Source organism: Floridaenema fluviatile BLCC-F154, assembly GCF_041929135.1.
GTDB lineage: Bacteria > Cyanobacteriota > Cyanobacteriia > Cyanobacteriales > Aerosakkonemataceae > Floridanema > Floridanema fluviatile.
The window spans coordinates 60,137-82,079 of sequence record NZ_JBHFNS010000084.1 but is presented as its reverse complement, the minus strand read 5'-3'; the positions used below and the strand labels follow the sequence as shown (position 1 = coordinate 82,079).

The window sequence follows — 21,943 nt, the reverse complement described above, 5'->3', positions numbered from 1 at the left end:
CCCGACTTCTTGAAGAAGTCGGGGATCTGGATAGCGAGTTTTGTCAAATAAATGGTCAGCTAGTATCTTTTGGCAAAGAGCAAATTCAACTGGGGATAAAATATGACCAAAATAACAAACATTTAAAAGCAATTGAAAAAGGACAGGTATCCCCTCGCGGTAATATTGGTCTTGTTCCTTCCGAAGTAGAGGGTTACGATTGGAAATCAAAAATTTTAGGAAAAGGAGGCGATCGCCGTTTTCACAGAAAAATCATAGATGGAGTTTTGCACTTTCCTGGTTTACTAACAGAACATTAATTAAAAACTATGACCAAGTTAGAATTAAAAAATCACCAAGTTTGGCAGGACTTGACGGAAATATTAGAAAATATAGATGCCAATAAACTTGTGACGGAACATTTAGAGTTATGTGATTATAAAGTCTGTGGTTATTGGGATGAAGATGATGAATTTCATGAAGAAATTCTCTTGCCTCGTTCCCTATCTGCTAAGTTAATCAGCAGTTCTATTGGTGTTACAGGCAAAAAACGATGGATTCAAATGAAATTTGTTCTCGAAGCTAATCAGATTAAGTTTGCAGATCAAAAAATAGGCGAATTGCTTCTTATTTATGATGAAAACCTGGAATTTATTGATGAAAATTGGCAGATAAAGGCATCAGATCCCCGACTTATTCAAGAAGTCGGGGATCTGGGGAATTTCTCAATTCATTAAGCTTGACGAATACTAACGTAATCCTTACTTACATTTCCTCCGGTTTTGGCAGGAGTTTTTAAGGCTTCATGCAATAACTTATTGGTGATTGTAAAACCAAGCATTTCTACTCGCGTAACTTTTACTCCCCAAGCTTCTGTCGCAATATCCAACTGTTCTACTAATGCTTCATTAATTTCTGCTCTCGCAGTGAAAACTCGATCGAGTTCCATTGTGGCGATTTGGGAACGAATATTACTAATTAATAAATTCATCATCGCTGCTTTCAAATCTTGTACTTTATAGTACGCTCTTTCTATGTCTGTGATTCGCCAGAACACCACAAAGTTAGTAATAATGCAAGTCTTATCTTCGGTAATGCAATCAAGCGGACGCATTTCTAAAATTTGTTCTCGCGTCGTTTGTTTGTACGCCACATTTTCGATATAAGGAATCAAAAAAGTTAAACCAGGTTCTAGCTTTTTACCTTCATATTTACCCAACATTTCTACTACAGCTTCGTCACCTTGGCGAACTATTTTTACACTGCTGGCTAGGGTAGTTGCACCTGCAATTGTTAAGAAAGTAAATAATGCTAATGGATTCATGGTAAAGTTCCTCAAAGATTAACTAAGCTGTTACGCATTTAAATCACTTATTAACGAGTAGGGTGCGTCAGACGGTAAAGCCTATGTAGAAAGGAAAATATCTAAATCTGACGCACCCTACAATATGACTTTTAAATGCGTAACAGCTTAAAAGTGAACGGTGTTTGTTTAATTCTGGGATTATTGGCGAGGCGAAATAATTAAAGTATTTGCTTCGCGACGGAGAACAGAAACTTTTTGGTTAGGTGCGATCGCCATTTGTTTATCCACACAAAATGCTTTCCAATAAGAGCCTTCGTAAAGTACTTTTCCGGGCTTTCCAGGCAAAACTTCGGTAATTGTTTTCGCTTCCTTCGCATCAGGAATCACAGTTTTTTTGCTCTTGCTTAATCCCGGACGTACCCAGATAACGGAGGCTAAAGAAATTCCCATCCAGTAAACGATTTGAATCGGAAAATCTTCGTCATAATTATTGGTGAGACTCCAATCAACTTCCATAAATACTGCCATTTGCCAGACGGAAATCGAAGTGACAAATGCACTAATTCCGAGAAGTAAAGCAATATTTTGGAATTTTTTAGGCAGTTTTTTGGCTAGGAAAAATTCTGTGGAACAAAGCACAACTCCGACGGTAAACCATAACCAAGGCGGACTAAAGCTAAAAGATGAATTAGCAGTCGTTTGGGCGATAAACTGAATAAAAATAAAGTACACAACACTTTAATCTCCTTAATTACAATTGGAATAAATTTTCTGGCGCAACAATTAGCGTGTTTCCTTCTCGACCTAAAACATAAACTGTTTGATCGGGTGCGATCGCAATAGTTTTGTCGTTACATCGAGCGTGCCAAATAGCTCCTTCATAAATCACTTTTCCGGTTTTTCCTGCTAAAATATTGCTGATAGTTTTAGCTTCAGTTGCATCTTGAATTTTAGACTTTTTGCTTTTGAAAAACATCGGACGCAGCCAAATAACCGAAACAGCTGATAAACCCATCCAATAAGCAATTTGCCAATTCCAATCTGGTACATAATTAGCTCTTAACAAGAACATCGATAATATAATTGAGTTAATTCCAATGATTAAGGGTACAAGTTTGTAGTTTCTACCTAACTTTTTGGCGAACAACAATTCAAGTAAGCAAAGAAGAATTCCTAGTACAAACCAAAATAAGGTAGGCGCTAATCTTGACCACATTAGGTAAGAATCTGATAGCACATAAACCTCCTAAAAAAGTTCATCTACACTCAAAATTTTTTTGATTTAGTAGGGTGCGTCAGAAGTTTAAACTTAGCGGTAATCGCCTAAAATTATTTTGTCTGACGCACCCTACTATTAAGCTGGATGTTTGATTGAGTTCTTAACTGAGTTCTTTTAGATCTCATCGACTTTCCATCGACTTTAGAGATAAAATTTGAAAAGTGTATTTTTATTGTTATGGCGCGATCGCTCAGACTGCGTGAAGATTTGATTCCCACAGTCAAATCATCTCTACTGAGAAATGGTTTTCCCAGTCAGAAAATTTTGGCGGAAGATTTAGGAATTTCTCAATCCACAGTCAGCAACTTTCTGAATGGTAAACCTGTGGATTATGCTAATTTTTTAGAAATTTGCCGAATTTTAGCCCAAGAATGGCGAAATATTGCTGATTTTGCAGATAATCACGCTTTAGATGTCATATCGGATCGGAAAGTCAGCGTTTTGATTAGCGATCGCTCTTCTCACCCCACCCTCGCCTACCACTTGCAGCAAGAAATCTGTAACGCAGTACACGAAGTAACAATACTTAACGCAAACAGTTTCCCATTATCATCTTTACAAATGTGCGATTATCTGCTGTTGCTGCTTTCACCCAATGCAGCAGTCAGCGAAATGATTTTAGAAGAAGTTTTATTAGTAAAAGAAACGCAAAAATCGCACCAGCAGAAGCCAACAGTTTTACCAATTTGTATCAATTTACCTTGGAAAAATGGGCTATCTTTTGATTTAGTGGAAATGTTAGCAGGATGTCAACCTTGGCAATGGCGATCGACAGAAGATACAAATGCGATCGCTTCCGAACTTTGCAACATTTTCCAACAAAATCGCACTTCTTTTAGCGCCAATCATCAATTAGCAATTAACTGGGAAAATATCACTATTTCCGCTTTCACTTCACCAACTTTATTGCAACCTTTACCAGTCGCCGCCCCCGAATTACCAGAAGGGCAAGTTGAGTTAGCTTCCTATTTTTATATCGATCGTCCGCCTATTGAATCGCGTTGTTATGAAGCGATCGATCAACCGGGCGCATTAATTAGGATTAAAGCACCTAGACAAATGGGTAAAACCTCATTAATGGCAAGGATTTTACATCATGCAGAACAGCAAAACTCTACTACATTAGCCTTAACTTTTCAGTTAGCTAACAAGCGAGTATTCACCAATTCCGATACATTTTTACAATGGTTTTGTGCCAGCGTCGCGCAAGAATTAGGAATTTTAGAGCAATTAACAAAATGTTGGGAATTAGCCGAAATTATTGGCAGTAATCAATGTTGTAAAGCGTTCTTTGAGCAATATGTATTACCGGAAATTCCCAATTATTTAACTTTAGGTTTAGATGAAGTCGATCGCGTATTTGAATCCCCCGAAATAGCCGACGACTTTTTTGGTTTGTTACGTGCCTTACACGAAGAAGCCAAACGGAGAGATATTTGGAAAAAATTCCGTTTAATTGTCGTACATTCCACCGAAGTTTATATCCCTTTAGACATCAATAAATCACCTTTTAACGTAGGATTACCGATCGAATTACCAGAATTTAATTCTCAACAATTACAAGAATTAGCAATCAAACATGGCTTAGATTGGCATCAAGAACAAATCGAAAAATTAATGGATTTAGTAGGAGGACATCCTTATTTAGTCCGACTAGCAATGTATCATATTGCGCGTCAAGATGTGACTTTAGAACAAGTCCTCGCAGAAGGCGCAACAGCAGCGGGAATTTACAGCGATCACTTACGAAGACATTTATGGAACTTAGAAAAATACCCAGAATTACTAACAGCAATGAAAGAAGTTGTTAGTAGTGAAGGAGGTGTGAGATTGCGATCGGAACAAGCCTTTAAATTAAATAGTATGGGTTTAGTAAAACTCGATGGCAATAATTGTACAGCAAAATGCAATTTATACGCCCAATATTTTCTCTAGATCCCCGACTTCTTGAAGAAGTCGGGGATCTAATTTGGGGATCTAATTCTCTCCTATTCCCTCACAAATACTCTTATCCCGCTGATTAAGATGAGAATTATTCTGCAAATATTCCCGCAGCGAATTACAACCTTGAACTAACATTTCTCCTAAATTTAAATTCCACAAAATCACCCTTTTATCGGCACCAGCAGAAGCAAGAAATTTACCATCTGGCGACCAATTTACACTCAAAATTTCACCTTGATGATTCTTTAAAGTTCTCAATAAACTACCATCAATATGCCAAATTCTTACCATTTTATCTGCACTTGCTGTAGCAATTGTTTGTCCATCGGAACTAAAACTAACGCTATTAATTTTACCAGGATGTTTTAAAATAGCGATTAAGTTGCCATCAATATGCCATAGTTTCACAGTGCGATCGCTACTACCAACAGCAATTAATTGACTATCAGCACTAAAACTTAAATTATTAATCGCGCTATTATTGTCTTTTAAATCTCTTAACCAAGTGCCATTTCGTTGCCAAACTTTCACAACTCCATCATTACCAACTGAAGCAATAATTTGATTATTAGGGCTAAAAATTACGCTATTTACCCCAGCTTTATGACCTTTTAAAGTGCGTAATTCTTGACCGTTCGATCGCCAAATTTTCACAGTACGATCTACACTTCCCGAAACCAACATTTCCCCATCTGGGCTATAATTAACACAGGTAATTTTCTGGTTATGCGCCGGGAAAGATTGCATTAATTTACCCTCTAAATCCCAAATTTTAATAGTTCCATCATCACTTGCTGAAGCAATATTTAGATTATTTGGATTGAAACTGACGCTGGTAATTTTACTACTATCTGGATTAATTGTGGTTTTCAATGTGCGATCGCGATCCCAAATTTTGAGCGATCCGCGATCGCTAACCCCAGCAATTAATTGGCTATCATTACTAAAAACAACCAACTTAAAATAATCGCTCTTATCTTCTATTTGTTTAGGCTTTTCTCGATTGTAAACTGCTTGATTTAAAGCCATCAAAACTCGCATTTTAGTTGCGGGATTTACATCTAATGAACTTTGCATCCTTACACCTGCGCGAATACTTTGCAGCAAAGCATCTAAACTTTTCCCAGATTCAAACAGGTTTTCCGAATATAAGCTTAATCTATTTAGTTCGGTGTTTCGGCGATCGATAAATAACTTTAAGAAAATCAATTCTACAATCAATATAAAAAACAACAATAAAACTATAATTGCTCGAATATTAATTGCTAGTTTTAATCGTCGTTGATGAACCAGTTTAGCCTCAGTTAACTTTCGTTGTTCTTGCTCTTTACTCAATTGAGAAACTAAATCTTTTTCTCGACAAAGCTGTTCAATTTCCGCTTGACGCTGCACTTCAATTTTGCGTAAATCTGCCAAAGCTGCTTCTTGACTAGCAGCTAAAAACTGATAATCTTGATTACTTAAACTTTTGCCAGTTGACCAATTGAGTGCATCTTGTAAAGCTTTTCCCCGCAATAAACGCGATTCATCTTGACAATTAGAAGCTAGCCAAGCTGTTAATGCTTCAGCATGAGGACGTAAGGCAAAAAAAGTTTTTTCTACCCAATTTTCATCAAATATTGTCTCGTAAATCCGATTATAAACTCTTAATTTTCCCTCCCACATTACCACTAAACCTGATAATCTTAATTGAGTTTGTTCAGTGGTTTCATTAACTGAAATTTCTCCTTTTTGCAGTATTTTCTGGTATAATCCTAATAGTCTGCCAGCAGATTGGCTATTTCTAGTTAAGCGATCGCGAATCGTCTTTATATGCGTTGGCTCATCTTGAGATTCCCAATTATCAATAATATGAGATTTTACTAATTCAGCAACCGAAACCTCTGCACCAGATGGCAAATATTGAACCACCAACTTACAAAGTTTTTGCGTCAGAAAAGGTTGTCCCCCTGTCCATGCCAAAATCTCTTTTAAAATTGCTTCAGGACGATCGACTTTTCCTTCTAAACCTTGAATTAAAGGTGCAACTTCCTGTATTTTAAAACCCTCTAAATTAATTGCTCGACCAATATTAAAAGGCGTGCGTGTTGGATCGGAAATTAAATCTGATGGCGTTGCCACTCCCAGCAAAGCAAATGTTAATCGCTGATATTCTGGATTCTGAGCGCGTTTATTATGGCAAGATCTAATTAAGGTAAAAAAATCATCTAACGGTTCCTTAAAACTGAGAACACTATCAATTTCATCGATAAAAATAACAATGTTTTGAGATATTTTGACTAACAGAACTTCGCCAATTAATTCACCCAAGCGTTGTACTGGTGGAATAATTTCTCTCTCTTTCCACCAAGTCATAAATTCGATCGCAGAAAACAGATTGAAACTAGTTAATAATTTGTAAGCAACACCACCATACCATTTATCAAGAGAAACTTGTTGATTTCCTAAATCAGAAAGGTCAATTGTAGCACAAGCAAAACCATCTGCTTTTAACCTTTGCATCGTTCTTACTAACAAGCTTGATTTCCCCATTTGCCGAGAATTTAGCACATAACAAAATTCCCCATTTTTCAATGCTTCGTAAAGTTCATTATCTGCTTGACGCACCACATAAGTTGGTGCATTTTCAGGCAAACTTCCACCTATTTGATATTGATAGTTTTTCATAAAATAGGAACTCCTTCATCTTGAATTCCAGATTTTTACTTTGTTTTTTTCAAAGTAGGCACACCGTCCAAAAATGAACCTCTCAGAGTTAAAACTGTCGGCGGATCTAATTTACCAGTAACTTGCAAACCCAGATTTTTTTGCCAGCGTTCGATCGCCAACTCCAACTCAGACTCATCTTTAATTTTATCGCCTAATTTTTGCAGATAGGTAACAGCTTGAGCAGCAGTTATTGAGACATCTTGAGGGCGAAAAATCGGCAGATATTGTTTCCGCCAATCTTTTTCAAATTCGGGGCGATCGATCTCGTTAATCAATCCTATTTTCTATTTAAACAGATGATTTATCGAGTTCTTAACTGACTTCTTTTAGATCTCATCGACTTATATCAGTAAGTTGTTGCGCTTGGGTGCGAAAATTGACACCCAAGCGCAACAACTTACCTTTCGATAGTTCCTGTCTAAAACTTCAGTAAAGACGACTCAAAACATAATCTGCCATATTAACTAAAGCTTGACGAGATTCGGAAGCTGGTAAATCTGCTAAATATTCCACCGCAATACAAGCATTCTGAGTAGCTAATTCTCTTGCTCTCTCAATACCCTTTGCTTCATTAATCAGTTGTAAAGCTTGTTCTAAATCTCCTTCTTGGGAGAATTCGCGATCGATCAAAACTTCCAAAAAAGGTTTTTCTTTAAGAGCAAACAGCGTTGGCGCAGTTAAATTGCCACTGCTCAAATCAGAAAGCGACGGTTTCCCCAAAACATCCGTAGAACCCGTAAAATCTAAGATATCATCGACAATCTGGAATGCTAGACCAAGATGACGACCATAGTAATACAAATTCTGCGCCATTTCGCTACTCACATCACTAAGTACTCCAGCTGCTTTAGCACTATTAGCAATCAGCGAGGCAGTTTTGTAGTAGCTTTTTTGTAGGTAAGCCTCGATCGATAAACTAGCATCAAAGCGATTTAAACCTTGCTGAATTTCCCCAGCTGCCAAATCCATAATCACTTCCGATAGGAGTTTGACAACCTCTAGATTATCTAGATTAGCAAGATACCAGGAAGATTGCGCGAATAGAAAATCTCCCGCTAATACCGCAATTCGATTACCGAATAAACTATGTACCGTCGGTACACCCCGACGCACGGAAGATTCATCCACTACATCATCATGCACCAAACTAGCTGTATGAATCATTTCGGTAATCTCAGCTAGTCGTCGATGTCGGGAAGTAATGTCCTGTTCTAGCATGGTAGCTCGCGAAATTAACAGGACGATCGCTGGTCTCAGTCGCTTTCCTCCTGCTCCAAACAGGTGTTCCGCTGCGGCAGACAAGATAGGGTGACGATTACCAACTAGCTGCTTTAAATTCTCCGACAGCAAACGTAGGTCTGCTTCAACAGGCGAAAAGAGGGAGGTAGTTGAGGTCATGGATCTGCCAGTTCAGGCTTTATTTACGAAATTTAACATATTCTCTCCCTCATTTTAAGCTAAGCACCCCACAGATGAAATCCCGTTTCCCATCCTCTTTACCGATCTACCTACTCTACCCCTAATACTCCGGTTCTCCCAGAGAATTCCCGTATTATTTATCCAAAGTAGATATATATCATATCCCCACGGAATTCGATACCTAAAATTTGTGTAAAATCTTTAAAGATTTTTCCGATCCACCTTAAAAAGCCGGGAAGCTTGTGATAGGCTAGTTAGTAAGGATTTCACTAAATTTGAATAACACTCCAAGGAAACTAACTACCGTTAGTTGCCAATGGTGATATGGAGTGACTCCTTTCATTTACAAAGATAGATGTAGCTACTGATTAGTAGTTGCTTAAACCGATTCATAAAATCGGAACTCTGTTTCTTAGAGCTTCTCTAAGACTTTTTCAGGATAGGTCAATCAACCTAACCCGCAATTCCTTAGTACTTATCTAGGGTCTTCCATAAGCAAACAAAACACTAAGCGGAATTAATTCCGTTGCGTGACTTGTTTTGCTAACAGCTTTCCAGTGCTATTCCCGTAAGTACTCGTAAGCTGGAGTTTTCTATAGCTAATCAAACATACCTCATTTCTCTACCTACTAGTAAATTGATTATGGTTTACCGCGATATGCCTCTAATGATTCCCTTGTTAGCCACAGGTTACTTACTGGCGATTTATCTCCTACTGATGATCGCCCAAAGATCGAGAGCTTGGAGAAGACCCCAAGGTTAACTCCAGAGCTCTGAAAATAGCTTTTGACTACTCTCTTTCGAGTTTTTCGAGAGATTCTCCGATCGCTGGCTGTAAAGAGACAGCTGGCAACCATATTTGCTCCACAATAGGGGTACAACCTAGCCACTGCACCGACAATTGAGCGAAGTGATCTGGATCGCCACTCACACAAAAGCGCGTCGGTAGCGGTGGACTAGTGTTTCTTAGCCCCAGTAAATCTAACTCTTGAGCAGCTGCTCTCACCACATATACAGCAGGATCGACGGTACGTACTGTTCGCGGCAAGATAGTTTTTAACACTGGTGCTAAATGGGGATAGTGAGTACAGCCATAAACCAAAGTATCAATCTGTTGCTCCAGCATCGGAGCTAAGTATTCCTTGGCAACTTGGTAGGTATCAGGGGTGTGAATGCGGTTTTGTTCGATTAACGGGACAAAAGCCGGACAACCGACTTGCCAGACTTGAACTGTAGAGTCAATTTCGTGAATGGCGCGACGATAGGCATTACTAGCAGCAGTAGCAGGGGTAGCAATTACGCCAATTCTTCTGCCTCGTTGTACCGCTGCCCTAGCTCCCGGTAAAATGACTCCTAAAATCGGGAAATTGAATTCCGATCTGACAGTTTCCAGTGCTAAAGCCGAACTGGTATTACAGGCCATTATTACCATTTTGACGGACTGTGCTTCCATCCAGGTGAGAATTTCCCGGACAAAGTTTAAAATTTCGCTTTCCCGACGGTTGCCGTAAGGTAATCTAGCCGTATCTCCAAAATACAGGATCGATTCAGAGGGTAATTGACGATAGAGTTCTCTGAGAACTGTAAGACCACCCACACCACTGTCAAAAATCCCGATTCTTTGAGAGGTCATTGGTATTGCTTGTCCTTTTTAAATTGATTTTGAATTGTAGATTTTAGATTGTTAAGAGTCAAACTAATTAGGGGATAGGTGGTAGAAGTTGGGGGTTGGGGAATTTTTCTTCCCTAACCCCTAACTCAAATCCAACGGCTATCTGTAATATTGAAGGTACTGAAGAATACCACGGGCGATCGCTTCTGCCATTTGGCTTTGGTAAGCCGGAGTTGCCAACTTAGCCGAATCTTCCAATCCAGTGACAAATCCAGTTTCCACCAACACCGCAGGCATCGCACTATGACGTAGCACGTAGAATCTAGCACGGCGCACCCCGCGATCGGGAACATTTATACTTTGGAGAATGCTATTGTGAATAAATCGAGCTAGAGTCAGACCACTACTCAGGTAGTAAGTTTCCAAACCGCTGACATCCGGGCGATTAGCTACTGCATTAGCGTGAATACTGACAAATATATCAGCATTGGCTCGATTAGCCATTGCCGTTCGCCCAGGTAACTCGACAAAATAATCAGCATTGCGAGTCAGAACTACCTGAACACCCTGTTGTTCCAACAATCTAGCTACTTGAAGTCCGATCGGCAACACCACATCCACTTCTCTTAATCCACCAATGCCGATCGCACCCGGATCTTTCCCCCCATGTCCCGGATCGATCACCACCAAAGCACGCGCATTAGGACGGCGTTGAGGTAACTGTTGGTAAGGATAATCTGTAACCCCTTGATTTACGGGCGGATAATTAGGACTCGTAGGAATCTGTTGGACTCTGGCACTATAAAACGGTAAAGCCAAAAGTTGCGGACTAGGTTGACTGACCTCCCCAATTTGCACCCCAGAAGCAGGTAACAGCAAAATATTAACTCGATCGTTTTCCTGACGGACACGCAAGCGTAATACAAGCCCACTGCGCTCAAATTTCGGTTCTGAGAAGCGTTCAACCAACTCAGAAGAATTCACAGTAATCCGATAAGCACCAGAAGACCTATCCCAACCATTAGTGTAGGTAATGGGCCGATCCGATCGAATAATCAATTGATTTCCATTCAGTTCCACCGATTGAACTTTCGCCCTTTGACTTTCCCCTCTTTGAGCAGTAGTAGACTGTCCCACCCCAGGTAGCAAAACAATCCCACCCAAACTGCTCACACTAGCACCCCAATCCGGGCTATTCGCCCCTACCTTCAAAGTCAAACGAACCACAGGCGGATTATTATTCACCTGATTAAGTTGAATCGTACTCGCACCATTCCGGTTCACCGAAAATTCCCGATTCCGAATTTGCGGCGACAAAATCGCCCCTTTCAACTCAATATTAATCTGCTCTCGATTCCGGTCAACTTTAATCTCTGGATTGCCCCCATTTGTCCGCAAGAACAAACCATCAGGAGTTACCTGTACATATTGGATTTGTGTAATTGTCGGCACTACAGAAGCCGCAGCAGTCGCCGGAGGGAGAACCGGGGGACGAGTTGCCGCTTCTGGAGTAGGTAAAGTCAGACTAGTGCCAGAACTTTGTTCTCCCACAGCCACATTCGGTGCAGCATCAGTTCGGATCGGAGTTGGTAGTTGAACTACCCATTGTCTAGGGGAAACTCCGCGAAATGACACTTGTTGGGGGTCGAGAGTATACCCATCTACCAACTCAACCACTAAACGAGTTGTTCGAGAGTCTACCTGTCCGATTCGTACAGAACGGATTAAACCTCCCACTTGTTGATTAATGCTACGACGCAGGGTAGTACCGGGCAAATCAATCACCAAGCGAGTTGGATTAAACAATAATTGTGCTTGGGGTTGAACGCCATCATCTGTGGTAAATACCAATAGATTACGTTGCGGATCGAAACGCCATGATTGCAGTCTACCTGCGATCGCTGGAGATGAAAGTAAAAGTAGGCTTAAAAAAGTACTGGGTAGTATCCAGTGAAATTTCACGGTTTATTTCTCCATGATTTACATAGCCCAGCAGTAGAACTTTTCCCAGCTGGTGAGGAGCGAACGATGATGCCAAAGAAAAATTTTCGTTGGTACTTTCCATTGAATTTAGGCTTATCGGTTAATTCAGTACACCGCCTCATTTGAACTACCTTACCCAACAGCACAATAAATTCCTTATGTCAACTACCATCAACTTTCAAAAAACACCATCAGATTGGAGAGCTTACACCAATGGCTAACCAGAATCAACTGAGGCAGGGGGGCAGGGGGGCAGGGGGGCAGGGGGGCAGAGGGGTAGAGGGGCAGGGGGGCAGGGGGGCAGGGGGGCAGGGGGGTAGAGGGGCAGGGGGGCAGGGGGGTAGAGGGGCAGGGGGGCAGGGGGGTAGAGGGGCAGGGGGGTAGAGGGGTAGAGGGGTAGAGGGGCAGAGGGGCAGAGGGGTAGAGGGGCAGAGGGGTAGGGGAGAAGTTAATTAACTCAAAACTTTCCCAACTCTGCTTCTGCTTTTAGACGAAAAAGGGAAAAGGGGAATTTAATCTTTGTTCTCCCTTTTCCCTAACGCTATTTATTTGGAGTTTTAAGTTGCTAGTGCAACTTGTTGAACTTGTTGGATAATTCTTTGGATCAACTACTGGCTTGTTCTGGCTTTTCTGCCATTGGCTTTTGAGATAAAGCTTGTTTCACCATTTCCGATTCTAGAAGAACAGGTGATTGATTGTGACCATTTAAAGCTGGTGAATCGGAGTCTGTAACAGGTACAGGTTCGTCTTTAAAGACAACTCGCAACAGGGGAGGAGCCATGAAGGTGGTAATAATTACCATCATGATGATCGCAGCTTCTAAAGGTTTAGATAAAGCACCACTTGCTGAACCAATGCCAGCAAATACTAATCCTACTTCACCTCTAGGAATCATACCCACACCGATCGCCAAGCGATTAATCTTATCTTGACCAAATACAGTCGCACCAGTCACAATTTTACCGATGATGGCTATTACAATCAGAAAAACAGCCATGATCAGACCTTCCCGATTTGTAGGAACGGCTGGATTGAGTACGCCGATATCAGTTTTCGCACCCACACAAACAAAGAAAACGGGTACCAACATATCCGAAATTGGCAACACCAGTTTTTGTAATTCTAGAGTCTCATCACTCTCATCTAGAACTAAACCAGCAGCAAAAGCACCTAAAATCGCTTCTAAGTGAATCACTGCTCCCAAGTAAGACATGACAAAAGCAAAAACTAATGCCGGAATTAGCAGTCCACCTCTAGTTTTCAGGGCATTAGCTACTCGGATAAAGCTATTGTGAAAGAAACGACCCAGTAAAATTGAGCCAAGTAGGAAAACCGTTGCGCTGACAATCAGATAGATAACGTTCATTACGTCTACTTCGCCAGTTTTTGCCAAGCTAGCGACAACAGCCAAAACGATAATCCCCAGAACGTCATCGATGACAGCAGCACCCAGAATAATTTGACCTTCTTTGGTGCTTAAACGTCCAATTTCCGAAAGAACTTTCGAGGTAATCCCAATACTAGTAGCTGTAAGAGCCGCACCAGCAAAAATTGCTGGAATTGCTGGTACACCAAACAGTAACATTAATCCGGCTGTGCCACCAGCAAAGGGTACGGCAACCCCCACACAAGCAACAATGGTAGCTTGATAACCAACTGCCATCAAATGTCTAATGTTTGACTCTAAGCCAATTTCAAACAGCAGTACAATAACACCTAGCTCTGATAACACAGAAACTACTTCGCTTTGAGCGTTAAATACTGCTTCTGCTGATTCTGGGCTTAATCCAGCAGTTGCTTGTAACAGCTGGATAATTGCGGAATCTGCGCTATGGGCTCCGCTTTCTGGAAACACTAGTAAATGTAGGGCTGATACGCCGACAATTACACCTGTAACCAGTTCGCCTAAAACTGGCGGAAAGCCTAGTTTGTTAGACAATTCACCGCCAATTTTACTAGCGATGTAAACTACTACTAGACTCAGTAATACTCCTGGCAGTACCAGTGCAGCACTATCTGCATCTAGTTCGTGAGTGGTTGCTAGGATGGGTGCAGCTTGTCCCCAAGCAGGGATAGCTATTCCCAAGGAAAGTTTCGGGAACAAAGGTGTGAAGAAATTCGACCAGGCAAATACGTCAGCCATTGGTTTTACAGAGTGTCGTTTTTTCTAATGTACAGGTTTCTTTACAATTTCCATTGTTTATTTTTTTTGGATGTTTCGTGTATTCGGATTTTCTAGGGAGTGTATAAAGAAACTTTATGTTGAGTGCATATCGGAATTTGCAGAACAAAAAACCGAAAGAAGAAAGAGTTAAGGTCAAACTTTCTGCTTGTCTCGGTGTTAAATTTAACCAAATACTTTTGACAATACCGATCGCTTTAGCTCTAGGATTGCTAGGTATATTTATTGACGATTTAGTTGTAGCTCAAGAGCAAAAACAAATTCCCAGTCAGTTAATCAGAACTATAACGGTGACAGGTCGGGGTGTAGAATCAATTCCAGCTACTATCGCTCAAGTGAGTTTGGGTGTGGAAGCGCAGGGGAAAACGGCTCAGGAGGTGCAACAGGAGGTGGCGCGGCGATCGACAGCGGTGGTAGAGTTATTGCGATCGCGCAACGTCGAAAAACTCCAAACCACTGGCATTCGCCTCAATCCCAACTACTCTTACCAAAATAACGTCCAGCGTCTAGTCGGATACACCGCAGTTAACACAGTCAGTTTTCGCATCGACACCCAACGAGTCGGCAACTTGTTGGATGAAGCAGTAAAAGCCGGAGCAACCAGAATCGACGGAATTAGTTTTGTAGCCGCAGATAGTGCTATAGCCAAAGCCCAAGAACAAGCATTACAAGAAGCTACCCAAGACGCTCAAAGACAAGCTAACGCCGTTTTAGCCACTTTAAATCTAAAACCAGAGCAAGTAGTCAACATTCAAGTTAATGGCGCAGCCGCACCACCCCCACCACCGATACCACTCGCTGCTGCCCCACCAACGGATAAGTTAGAAAATCGGTTTTCTATTCCTGTAATCGGTGGAGAACAGCAAGTCGAAGCCTCCGTAACCCTGCAAATTCGGTATTAAAAAAGACAGAAGGCAGAAGGCAGAAGGAAAGAAGGGTAAAGGTGAAAATTCCCCTGATTCCAACAGTCTCCTTGTCACCTGAACCCTTCTGTCTTTTGCCTTGATTTAAAACTCGTCGTTGCTTTGATAGTTGCCCATAGCACCTGCCTCGTTATCTCGCTTAGAACCTAATAAATCTAATCTTTCGACTCGGATTACAGGTTTAGAGCGATTAGCCCCAGTAGCTCGATCTTGCCAGTATTCAAACTTTAGAGAGCCTGTAATTCCGATTAAGCTGCCTTTACGGACATAATTAGCGGCAACTTCGGCTGTTTTGCCCCAAATTTGTTACAGTCGATAAAAATGTCACCATTTTTACCTCTGATTCAGAACCGGACATGAGACTTTCACCTCATCCGGCTCCTCAATGACTTGGCTGCATTGGGTATTTTCGCGTACCTCTGCTGGTTTTCTTTTCCACTGTTTTGCCTCTTCAGAAGTTTTTGAACTCTCATTGGCAACCCCGTAGGTTCCTCAGTCTTTCGCCCCAGTACACCCAGTTGCCATCGTATAGGCTGCTACCGCCTTTGACTTTAGTATGTCTTTTTATGCGGTACTGATTATGAGTCTGGAGCATGATTAGCTCTCCTCCCTTTGGCGGGTTACTGGCAAATACTTTTGCACCTTTTACTTCATGCCAATACATTTGGTAGGTTTTGTCGTATTTACCAGTTCTTCTCTTACCCCATTGCGTGAGCATCATATACAAGTCATGATGCACCCTTTTGAAGGTTAGAGAACTGCATACCGTCCTGTAGTAGTTTGCCCATACCCTGATTACGGGGTTAAGCTTTTTGATTAGGTCTACCGTTTTAGCACTTTTATGTGCCTTGACAATCTCCCTTAGTTCCTGAACGTGCTGTCTGACGCTCTTTTCACTAGGTTGGATTATCGTTTTGAAGCCAAGATGTGTATTGTTGTCAGAATATTGTTTGATGTTAAAACCCAAGAAATCAAATCCGGGTTCTTCATCTATTGATTTGTTCAGGGTGTGACACAATCTGGTTTTTTCATCCTTCAGAGTTAGACCCATTGGTTTGAGCCACTGGTTGATTTTTCCTTTAATCTCCATAATTGTGGGTCTATCTGGATGGATGACCACAAAATCACCCCCATACCGAACGATACATGGTTTCCAGTTCGTTTGTTTGCCATTTACCCTTTTCGTTTCGGGATATTGGCTTTCTATATCCTGCATCATGCCGTGAAGGGCTATATTCGCTAACAAGGGTGATATAACTCCTCCTTGAGGCGTTCCTTCAGTGGGGGGGAATAGTTCTCCTCTATCCATTACTCCAGATTTCAACCAAGCTTTAATTTGCCTCCTCATTGTGGGAAAGGTGCTAATTTTCCTGAGAAGTTCTTGGTGGTTGATTTGGTCGAAGCATTTTGCGATATCCGCTTCTAGCACATATTTTGAACTTTGTCCAATGCTTATGAATATATGTTCAATAGCATCGTGCACGGAGCGTCCTGGTCTGAAACCATAGCTGGTTTCTTCAAATTTTGCTTCCCACTCTGGTTCTAGTGCCATTTTTGCTAGTGACTGTTTGGCTCTATCTTTAATGGTAGGTATTCCCAGAAGTTGTTTTTCATCACTTCCTGGCTTAGGTATCCATATTCTTCTGAGCGCACTCGCTCTGTGGTCAATTTTCAGGTTTTTGGCTAAATTAAGCCGTTGTTGGGGGTTAAGAGATTTAACTTTGTCCACTCCGGCTGTGTTCTTGCCTTGATTATCCTGAGTGACCTTACGGACGGCTATACATTGCGCTGACCATGAGCGCATGAGAGTCTTCTGAAGCTTTTTAACAGCTTTTACATCACCACGTTGAGAGGCTCGATAGATTCTTTTTTGCAACTTAGTTACTGCTCTTTCTAGCTTGCGCCAGTTGAGAGTTTCCCATTCCACCGTAGTTTTGACGCTCGTTTTAGACATTTTCATTGCTACTCGTGATTCTATCTCCAAGTCATCGTGGGACTATGGGCTTATCCATAACCATTACGGTTAGGCTTTTGCTTGGGTCCCAATCCTCGCCTTTCTGACACCTTGCGGTTAGCTACCTGCTTGAGCGATCGACCAAGTACCCAAGAGATGTCAGAGGCTCCACGTTCCGAATGTCCATTGGTTTGAGGGTTTAGGGTGGTACTATCCGCCGAGGTTATTGGGGATGCAGACTGCCCCACATTGATGGACAATCCTTTTAAGTCAATTACCTAGATATTGACTCCTCAACCTGTTGCCTTTTGGCTCCAGCGTATCAACCTCTTTCGCTGGCTCTGGTTAACGACGGTTACATACCTTCGCGTTTGCTACCCATATCCTCCTGCTAGAAGGGATTCTCCATTAGGTTTGGAGTTACCTCCGTTTCTTCCCGGCTGTCATTACGCAAGATTGCTAGTCTCAAGTAATGGGGAGAGATGCTTTCACTCTTGCATCCTAGAGGATTGGACTTGCCGATCGAATCGGCTCACCAATATGGACATTCAGTTGTCAAGGTTGGCTTTGATGCCATTTTCCTTGCAGCTAATCCCCCGTATCCATTGGATGCGGTTTCTAGCTAACGAGTCACACCCAAATTAAACCAATCTGGTTCGTCATTATCTCGGCTACGACGATTCACCGCTAGCGTGAAGTTACAGACAACACTACCCGACTCAAAATAGCGAACGTCGGGGTCGCGGCCAGCACGACCGACTAAAGTTACAACATTGAGAGACATAAGTAATTACCAGTACAGTTGTACTCATTTATTTGTTTATCTACTTTAGCGAATTGAGGGTACAATGCAAATTTCAGGTTGCAACTAAGAAAAGAAATATTTCTCGTTTGACTAGACGCAGGAGAGAAAACGTAATAAAATCCTGCACGGTTAGGTTACAGTCCTACAAAAAAGCATCTCTTGTTTGGGGGCATAAAGCGCGTGGGTCTTTTTAATCGCTTATCCATATCTCGTGACATGGGTATCGACCTCGGTACCGCAAATACTTTAGTTTATGTGTCTGGTAAAGGCATTGTGCTTCAGGAACCTTCAGTGGTCGCCATTGACAAAGATACTGGCGAAGCACTGGCTGTAGGAGAAGAAGCGAAAAAAATGCTGGGAAGATGCCCTGGTAACGTGGTGGCGTTGCGTCCGCTGCGTGATGGGGTAATTGCTGATTTTGATAGTGCGGAGTTAATGCTGAAGCACTTTATCAAGCGGGTGAATGAAGGTCAAGCTTTGGTACAGCCGCGAATCGTCATCGGGATTCCTAGTGGTGTAACTGGGGTAGAACGACGGGCGGTGATGGATGCGGCGCTACAAGCGGGCGCTAGAGACGTGAGATTAATTGATGAGCCTGTGGCGGCGGCTATTGGTGCGGGTCTACCTGTGGCTGAGCCTACGGGTAACATGATTATCGATATCGGTGGTGGGACTACGGAAGTGGCTGTACTGAGTTTACAAGGTACGGTGCTGAGTGAGTCGGTGCGTGTGGCTGGAGATGAACTGAATGATTCGATTATTCAGTACATGAAGAAGGTGCATAATTTGGTGATTGGGGAAAGGACGGCAGAAGAAATTAAAATTCAAATTGCTTCGGCTTATCCTACAATTGCTGATGAAGATTCGATTATGGAAGTCAGGGGTTTACATCTACTCTCTGGGTTGCCGAGAACTGTGACCATTAAGGGGCCAGAAATTAGGGAAAGTATGTCTGAACCTTTGGCGGTAATTGTGGAAGCGGTGAAGCGGACTTTGGAAAGAACTCCTCCTGAATTAGCGGCGGATATTATTGACAGGGGCATTATGCTAGCAGGGGGCGGAGCTTTACTCAGGGGTTTGGATACTTTAATCAGTCATGAAACTGGAATTGTAGTTCATGTGGCGGCAGATCCTCTAAGTTGTGTGGTTTTAGGCACTGGAAGGGTGCTGGAAAATATCAAACAACTCGATCGGGTATTTAGTGGTCGCTCTCGCAGTTTATAATTCCTACTCAAAGCAAAAATTGAAGACTACTGTGTATGGATACGTTACGCCGTTGGTGGGATCGGAATTGGTTACAAGTGGCACTGATAGGTTTGGTAATTAGTACTGCTTGGTTTGCGCGGCAAACTCAAGGGGGAAGCTTATTCGAGGTCTATCAGTTGCTTACTCGTCCGTTTCAATCTAATCCCAGCAAGCAAGAGGTTCTAACTAATGCCAAAGTTTTGGAAATGGAGGCTAAGTTACAACAGATTGAGAAAGAAAATCAAAAGCTGAAGGAACTTTTGGGTTATGTATCCAAAAATAATCAGGAACAGGCGATCGCAGCCCCAATTGTAGGTCGCAGTGCGGATCATTGGTGGCAGCAAATTACTCTCGGTCGGGGAAGTAAGGACGGGATTAAAGAGAATTTTGTCGTTACTGCGCCTGGGGGTTTGGTGGGTAGGATAACTAATGTCACCTCTAGCACTAGCCGGGTGCTGTTGATTAGTGACCCTACCAGTCGTGTGGGTGTAACGATCAACCGCAGCCGTTTTATGGGCGTGATGCGGGGTAAGTCGGGAAACAAGGCGGTAATGCAGTTTTTTGAACGAGTTCCTGATGTTCGGCGCGGCGATGTGGTGACTACTTCTTCGGCTAGTAAACTGTTTCCTTCGGGATTACCTGTGGGGCGTGTGGAGTCGGTGAATTTAAGCCAAAGTCCTGCGCCGGAGGCGGTGATTACTCTGGCGGCTCCCACTAGTGTTTTAGAATGGGTCGCAGTTTATCCAGTGGAAGAAAATTCAGATTCGGAAGCAACCGATCGCTAAATCTCAAGAAGCTCAATGATAGAAATTTCTCGTTTGCCTTACTATGGTCGTCAAATGCTGAATTGGGGAGTGACAGTTGCTTCGGTGATTGTCTGTGCGCTGATTCTACCAACTCGACTACCTGGTATGGAATTGTTAGGTTTAGGCCCGAATTGGTTGCTGATCTGGGTGGTGGCTTGGAGTGTGAAACGGACGGTTTTGCAAGGAGCGATCGCTGGATTGGCTTTGGGTTTAATTCAGGATGGCATGACTTCACCCGATCCTTCTCATACGTTAAGTTTAATGTGTGTGGGCATTTTAACGGCTAGCTTTAAAAAACAGAGGTATGTCCAAGAAGATTTTATTTCGGTGGCGTTAATTGTTTTTGGCATGACTGTGGTGGCGGAAACTGTTCTGGCACTTCAGTTTAGTTTGACGGGTACTCGCACTTTGGCGGAAATTTGGACAGAACATCAACAAATTGCTTTGTCTTCGGCGATTCTCAGTAGTTTATGGGCACCAATTCTTTATTATCCATTAAATGTTTGGTGGGAAAAGATGAATTGGATCGAGAATAATGCTTAGTTTGGTAGTGGGTAGTGGGAATTTGAGATTTTAGATTTGAGATTTTAGATTTAAATTTTTAATCGTCATGGAAAATCGAATTACTACCTACCAACTACCCACTATCAATTACCCACTACCATAAGATTGATAAGAAAATGAATGATTTTGACCAGGCAATGATGCGTCGATGTCTGGAATTAGCCCGGAAAGCATTAGGAAAAACTGCCCCTAATCCGATGGTGGGGGCAGTTGTAGTGCGGGATGGACAAATTGTTGGGCAGGGGTATCATCCAGAGGCGGGTCAGCCTCATGCTGAGGTGTTTGCTTTGCGGGAAGCGGGGGAGTTGGCGCGGGGTGCAACTATTTATGTGAGTTTGGAACCTTGCAATCACTACGGGAGAACTCCGCCTTGTACGGAAGGGTTGATTGCGGCGGGTGTGGCTAAGGTGGTGGTGGGGATGGTCGATCCGAATCCGCTGGTGGGGGGTACGGGAATTGAGAAGTTGCGATCGGCTGGAATTGAAGTAGTAGTTGGGGTGGAAGAGGCGGCTTGTCAGGAATTAAATGAGGCTTTCGTACATCGCGTTTTACATAAACGCCCGTTTGGGATTTTAAAGTATGCGATGACTTTGGATGGAAAAATTGCTACAACTAGCGGTCATAGTTCTTGGATTACAGATTTGGCGGCTCGTGGTGTGGTACATCAGTTAAGGGCGGCTTGTGATGCGGTGATTGTGGGTGGCAATACGGTGCGTAATGATAATCCACATTTAACTAGTCATCAAGTGGAGGCGCGGAATCCTTTGCGGGTGGTGATGAGTCGCAGTTTGCAGTTGCCGGAAACTGCTTATTTGTGGAATACGGAGGAGGCGGCTACTTTGGTGTTAACTGAGGTGGGGGCGAATCCTCATCTGCAAAAGTTACTTTTAAGAAGGGGTGTAAATGTGGTGGAGTTAGATCCTTTAACTCCCACTAAGGTTATGAGTTATTTATATGATTTGGGATTTTTGTCGGTGTTATGGGAATGTGGGGGAGTTTTGGCGGCGAGGGCGATCGCAGAAGGTACAGTACAAAAAGTAATGGCTTTTATTGCCCCGAAAATTATTGGGGGGGAGGGCGCACCTTCTCCTGTGGCTGATTTAGGTTTCCAAAAAATGACTGAGGCGTTGACTCTGGAAAGAGTGAGTTGGCGAACTATTGGCCCAGATTGTTTAATGGAGGGTTATTTACCTTGAGAAGGTTTTCCCGATCGATAAATTTAGGGGAAACTTT

19 protein-coding genes and 2 pseudogenes are annotated in these 21,943 nt (G+C 42.3%); 8 read left to right on the top strand and 13 right to left on the bottom strand.

What is annotated here, in order from left to right; genetic code table 11:
* Window positions 1–308 precede the first annotated feature (308 nt).
* Window positions 309–716 (top strand): hypothetical protein, encoded by a 408-nt coding sequence (locus tag ACE1B6_RS23010; protein ID WP_413259608.1) that lies wholly within the window; start codon window positions 309–311, stop codon window positions 714–716.
* On the opposite strand, the gene ACE1B6_RS23005 is transcribed toward ACE1B6_RS23010, so the two are convergent.
* The 3 genes from ACE1B6_RS23005 to ACE1B6_RS22995 form a co-directional block, all read right to left on the bottom strand.
* Window positions 713–1,303 carry an SPFH domain-containing protein gene (locus ACE1B6_RS23005; RefSeq protein WP_413259607.1) on the bottom strand — a complete coding sequence of 197 codons (591 nt, stop codon included), beginning with the start codon at window positions 1,301–1,303 and terminating at the stop codon, window positions 713–715. The two genes, ACE1B6_RS23010 and ACE1B6_RS23005, sit on opposite strands and share 4 nt — an antisense overlap.
* A 180-nt stretch (window positions 1,304–1,483) precedes the next feature.
* Complete coding sequence (locus ACE1B6_RS23000) at window positions 1,484–2,017, bottom strand: NfeD family protein (protein WP_413259606.1); 534 nt, start codon at window positions 2,015–2,017, stop codon at window positions 1,484–1,486.
* A gap of 19 nt (window positions 2,018–2,036) precedes the next feature.
* A complete protein-coding gene (locus ACE1B6_RS22995; RefSeq protein WP_413259605.1) occupies window positions 2,037–2,522 on the bottom strand; it encodes an NfeD family protein in 486 nt (161 codons plus the stop codon).
* Window positions 2,523–2,741: 219 nt separating this feature from the next.
* Here ACE1B6_RS22995 and ACE1B6_RS22990 point away from each other — a divergent pair, with 219 nt between their 5' ends.
* Window positions 2,742–4,499: an AAA-like domain-containing protein gene (locus tag ACE1B6_RS22990; protein WP_413259604.1), complete on the top strand. Its 1,758-nt coding sequence runs from the start codon at window positions 2,742–2,744 to the stop codon at window positions 4,497–4,499.
* Window positions 4,500–4,541: 42 nt separating this feature from the next.
* Here the strand turns inward: ACE1B6_RS22990 and ACE1B6_RS22985 are convergent, their stop codons facing one another.
* The 6 genes from ACE1B6_RS22985 to ACE1B6_RS22960 all read right to left on the bottom strand — a co-directional run bounded on the left by ACE1B6_RS22985 (window position 4,542) and on the right by ACE1B6_RS22960 (window position 14,374).
* Entirely contained in the window at window positions 4,542–7,175 is a 2,634-nt protein-coding gene (locus ACE1B6_RS22985) for an AAA-like domain-containing protein (protein ID WP_413259603.1), read from the bottom strand.
* Window positions 7,176–7,210: 35 nt separating this feature from the next.
* The gene (locus ACE1B6_RS22980) at window positions 7,211–7,492 is read right to left on the bottom strand and encodes a peptidoglycan-binding domain-containing protein (RefSeq protein ID WP_413259602.1); all 282 of its coding nucleotides are present in this window, start codon (window positions 7,490–7,492) and stop codon (window positions 7,211–7,213) included.
* 151 nt (window positions 7,493–7,643) lie between these two features.
* Window positions 7,644–8,615, bottom strand: a complete 972-nt coding sequence (gene sds / locus ACE1B6_RS22975) for a solanesyl diphosphate synthase (protein WP_413259601.1) — start codon at window positions 8,613–8,615, stop codon at window positions 7,644–7,646.
* Window positions 8,616–9,426: 811 nt separating this feature from the next.
* A complete protein-coding gene (gene murI, locus ACE1B6_RS22970) occupies window positions 9,427–10,269 on the bottom strand; it encodes a glutamate racemase (protein WP_413259600.1) in 843 nt (280 codons plus the stop codon).
* Between the two features lie 138 nt (window positions 10,270–10,407).
* Window positions 10,408–12,210 (bottom strand): N-acetylmuramoyl-L-alanine amidase, encoded by a 1,803-nt coding sequence (locus ACE1B6_RS22965; RefSeq protein WP_413259599.1) that lies wholly within the window; start codon window positions 12,208–12,210, stop codon window positions 10,408–10,410.
* 625 nt (window positions 12,211–12,835) lie between these two features.
* Window positions 12,836–14,374, bottom strand: a complete 1,539-nt coding sequence (locus tag ACE1B6_RS22960; RefSeq protein WP_413259598.1) for a cation:proton antiporter — start codon at window positions 14,372–14,374, stop codon at window positions 12,836–12,838.
* 116 nt (window positions 14,375–14,490) lie between these two features.
* Between ACE1B6_RS22960 and ACE1B6_RS22955 the strand changes: the two genes are divergently transcribed.
* Window positions 14,491–15,315 carry an SIMPL domain-containing protein gene (locus ACE1B6_RS22955; RefSeq protein WP_413259597.1) on the top strand — a complete coding sequence of 275 codons (825 nt, stop codon included), beginning with the start codon at window positions 14,491–14,493 and terminating at the stop codon, window positions 15,313–15,315.
* Between the two features lie 105 nt (window positions 15,316–15,420).
* On the opposite strand, the pseudogene ssb (ACE1B6_RS22950) reads toward ACE1B6_RS22955, so the two are convergent.
* The 3 genes and pseudogenes from ssb (ACE1B6_RS22950) to ACE1B6_RS22940 all read right to left on the bottom strand — a co-directional run.
* Window positions 15,421–15,642 (bottom strand): annotated as a pseudogene (gene ssb / locus ACE1B6_RS22950) (single-stranded DNA-binding protein); the annotation flags it as partial.
* Window positions 15,643–15,805: 163 nt separating this feature from the next.
* On the bottom strand, window positions 15,806–17,290 hold the full coding sequence (gene ltrA / locus ACE1B6_RS22945; RefSeq protein ID WP_413259596.1) for a group II intron reverse transcriptase/maturase: 1,485 nt from the start codon (window positions 17,288–17,290) through the stop codon (window positions 15,806–15,808).
* A 50-nt stretch (window positions 17,291–17,340) separates the two neighbouring features.
* On the bottom strand, window positions 17,341–17,550 hold the full coding sequence (locus ACE1B6_RS22940; protein ID WP_413259595.1) for a hypothetical protein: 210 nt from the start codon (window positions 17,548–17,550) through the stop codon (window positions 17,341–17,343).
* Between the two features lie 222 nt (window positions 17,551–17,772).
* Here ACE1B6_RS22940 and ACE1B6_RS22935 point away from each other — a divergent pair, with 222 nt between their 5' ends.
* The gene (locus tag ACE1B6_RS22935) at window positions 17,773–17,916 is read left to right on the top strand and encodes a hypothetical protein (RefSeq protein WP_413259594.1); all 144 of its coding nucleotides are present in this window, start codon (window positions 17,773–17,775) and stop codon (window positions 17,914–17,916) included.
* A gap of 11 nt (window positions 17,917–17,927) precedes the next feature.
* On the opposite strand, the pseudogene ssb (ACE1B6_RS22930) reads toward ACE1B6_RS22935, so the two are convergent.
* Window positions 17,928–18,074: pseudogene (gene ssb / locus ACE1B6_RS22930) on the bottom strand (single-stranded DNA-binding protein); the annotation flags it as partial.
* 237 nt (window positions 18,075–18,311) lie between these two features.
* On the opposite strand from ssb (ACE1B6_RS22930), the gene ACE1B6_RS22925 reads away from it, so the two are divergent.
* From ACE1B6_RS22925 to ribD, 4 genes are all read left to right on the top strand, one after another.
* Window positions 18,312–19,319 (top strand): rod shape-determining protein, encoded by a 1,008-nt coding sequence (locus ACE1B6_RS22925; RefSeq protein ID WP_193979936.1) that lies wholly within the window; start codon window positions 18,312–18,314, stop codon window positions 19,317–19,319.
* Window positions 19,320–19,354: 35 nt separating this feature from the next.
* Window positions 19,355–20,125 (top strand): rod shape-determining protein MreC, encoded by a 771-nt coding sequence (gene mreC / locus ACE1B6_RS22920; protein WP_413259593.1) that lies wholly within the window; start codon window positions 19,355–19,357, stop codon window positions 20,123–20,125.
* A gap of 15 nt (window positions 20,126–20,140) precedes the next feature.
* Complete coding sequence (mreD, locus tag ACE1B6_RS22915; protein WP_413259592.1) at window positions 20,141–20,689, top strand: rod shape-determining protein MreD; 549 nt, start codon at window positions 20,141–20,143, stop codon at window positions 20,687–20,689.
* A 137-nt stretch (window positions 20,690–20,826) separates the two neighbouring features.
* On the top strand, window positions 20,827–21,906 hold the full coding sequence (ribD, locus tag ACE1B6_RS22910) for a bifunctional diaminohydroxyphosphoribosylaminopyrimidine deaminase/5-amino-6-(5-phosphoribosylamino)uracil reductase RibD (protein ID WP_413259591.1): 1,080 nt from the start codon (window positions 20,827–20,829) through the stop codon (window positions 21,904–21,906).
* The last annotated feature ends 37 nt before the right edge of the window (window positions 21,907–21,943 follow it).

Bases quoted from the DNA above. Each gene is read 5' to 3' on its own strand.
- ACE1B6_RS23005 (WP_413259607.1), bottom strand. From the start codon at position 1,303: ATGAATCCATTAGCATTATTTACTTTCTTAACAATTGCAGGTGCAACT.
- ltrA (WP_413259596.1), bottom strand. From the start codon at position 17,290: ATGTCTAAAACGAGCGTCAAAACTACGGTGGAATGGGAAACTCTCAAC.
- ACE1B6_RS23010 (WP_413259608.1), top strand. From the start codon at position 309: ATGACCAAGTTAGAATTAAAAAATCACCAAGTTTGGCAGGACTTGACG.
- ACE1B6_RS22985 (WP_413259603.1), bottom strand. From the start codon at position 7,175: ATGAAAAACTATCAATATCAAATAGGTGGAAGTTTGCCTGAAAATGCA.
- ribD (WP_413259591.1), top strand. From the start codon at position 20,827: ATGAATGATTTTGACCAGGCAATGATGCGTCGATGTCTGGAATTAGCC.
- mreC (WP_413259593.1), top strand. From the start codon at position 19,355: ATGGATACGTTACGCCGTTGGTGGGATCGGAATTGGTTACAAGTGGCA.
- murI (WP_413259600.1), bottom strand. From the start codon at position 10,269: ATGACCTCTCAAAGAATCGGGATTTTTGACAGTGGTGTGGGTGGTCTT.
- ACE1B6_RS22925 (WP_193979936.1), top strand. From the start codon at position 18,312: ATGGGTATCGACCTCGGTACCGCAAATACTTTAGTTTATGTGTCTGGT.
- ACE1B6_RS22935 (WP_413259594.1), top strand. From the start codon at position 17,773: ATGCTTTCACTCTTGCATCCTAGAGGATTGGACTTGCCGATCGAATCG.
- ACE1B6_RS22960 (WP_413259598.1), bottom strand. From the start codon at position 14,374: ATGGCTGACGTATTTGCCTGGTCGAATTTCTTCACACCTTTGTTCCCG.
- ACE1B6_RS22955 (WP_413259597.1), top strand. From the start codon at position 14,491: ATGTTGAGTGCATATCGGAATTTGCAGAACAAAAAACCGAAAGAAGAA.
- sds (WP_413259601.1), bottom strand. From the start codon at position 8,615: ATGACCTCAACTACCTCCCTCTTTTCGCCTGTTGAAGCAGACCTACGT.
- ACE1B6_RS22990 (WP_413259604.1), top strand. From the start codon at position 2,742: ATGGCGCGATCGCTCAGACTGCGTGAAGATTTGATTCCCACAGTCAAA.
- mreD (WP_413259592.1), top strand. From the start codon at position 20,141: ATGATAGAAATTTCTCGTTTGCCTTACTATGGTCGTCAAATGCTGAAT.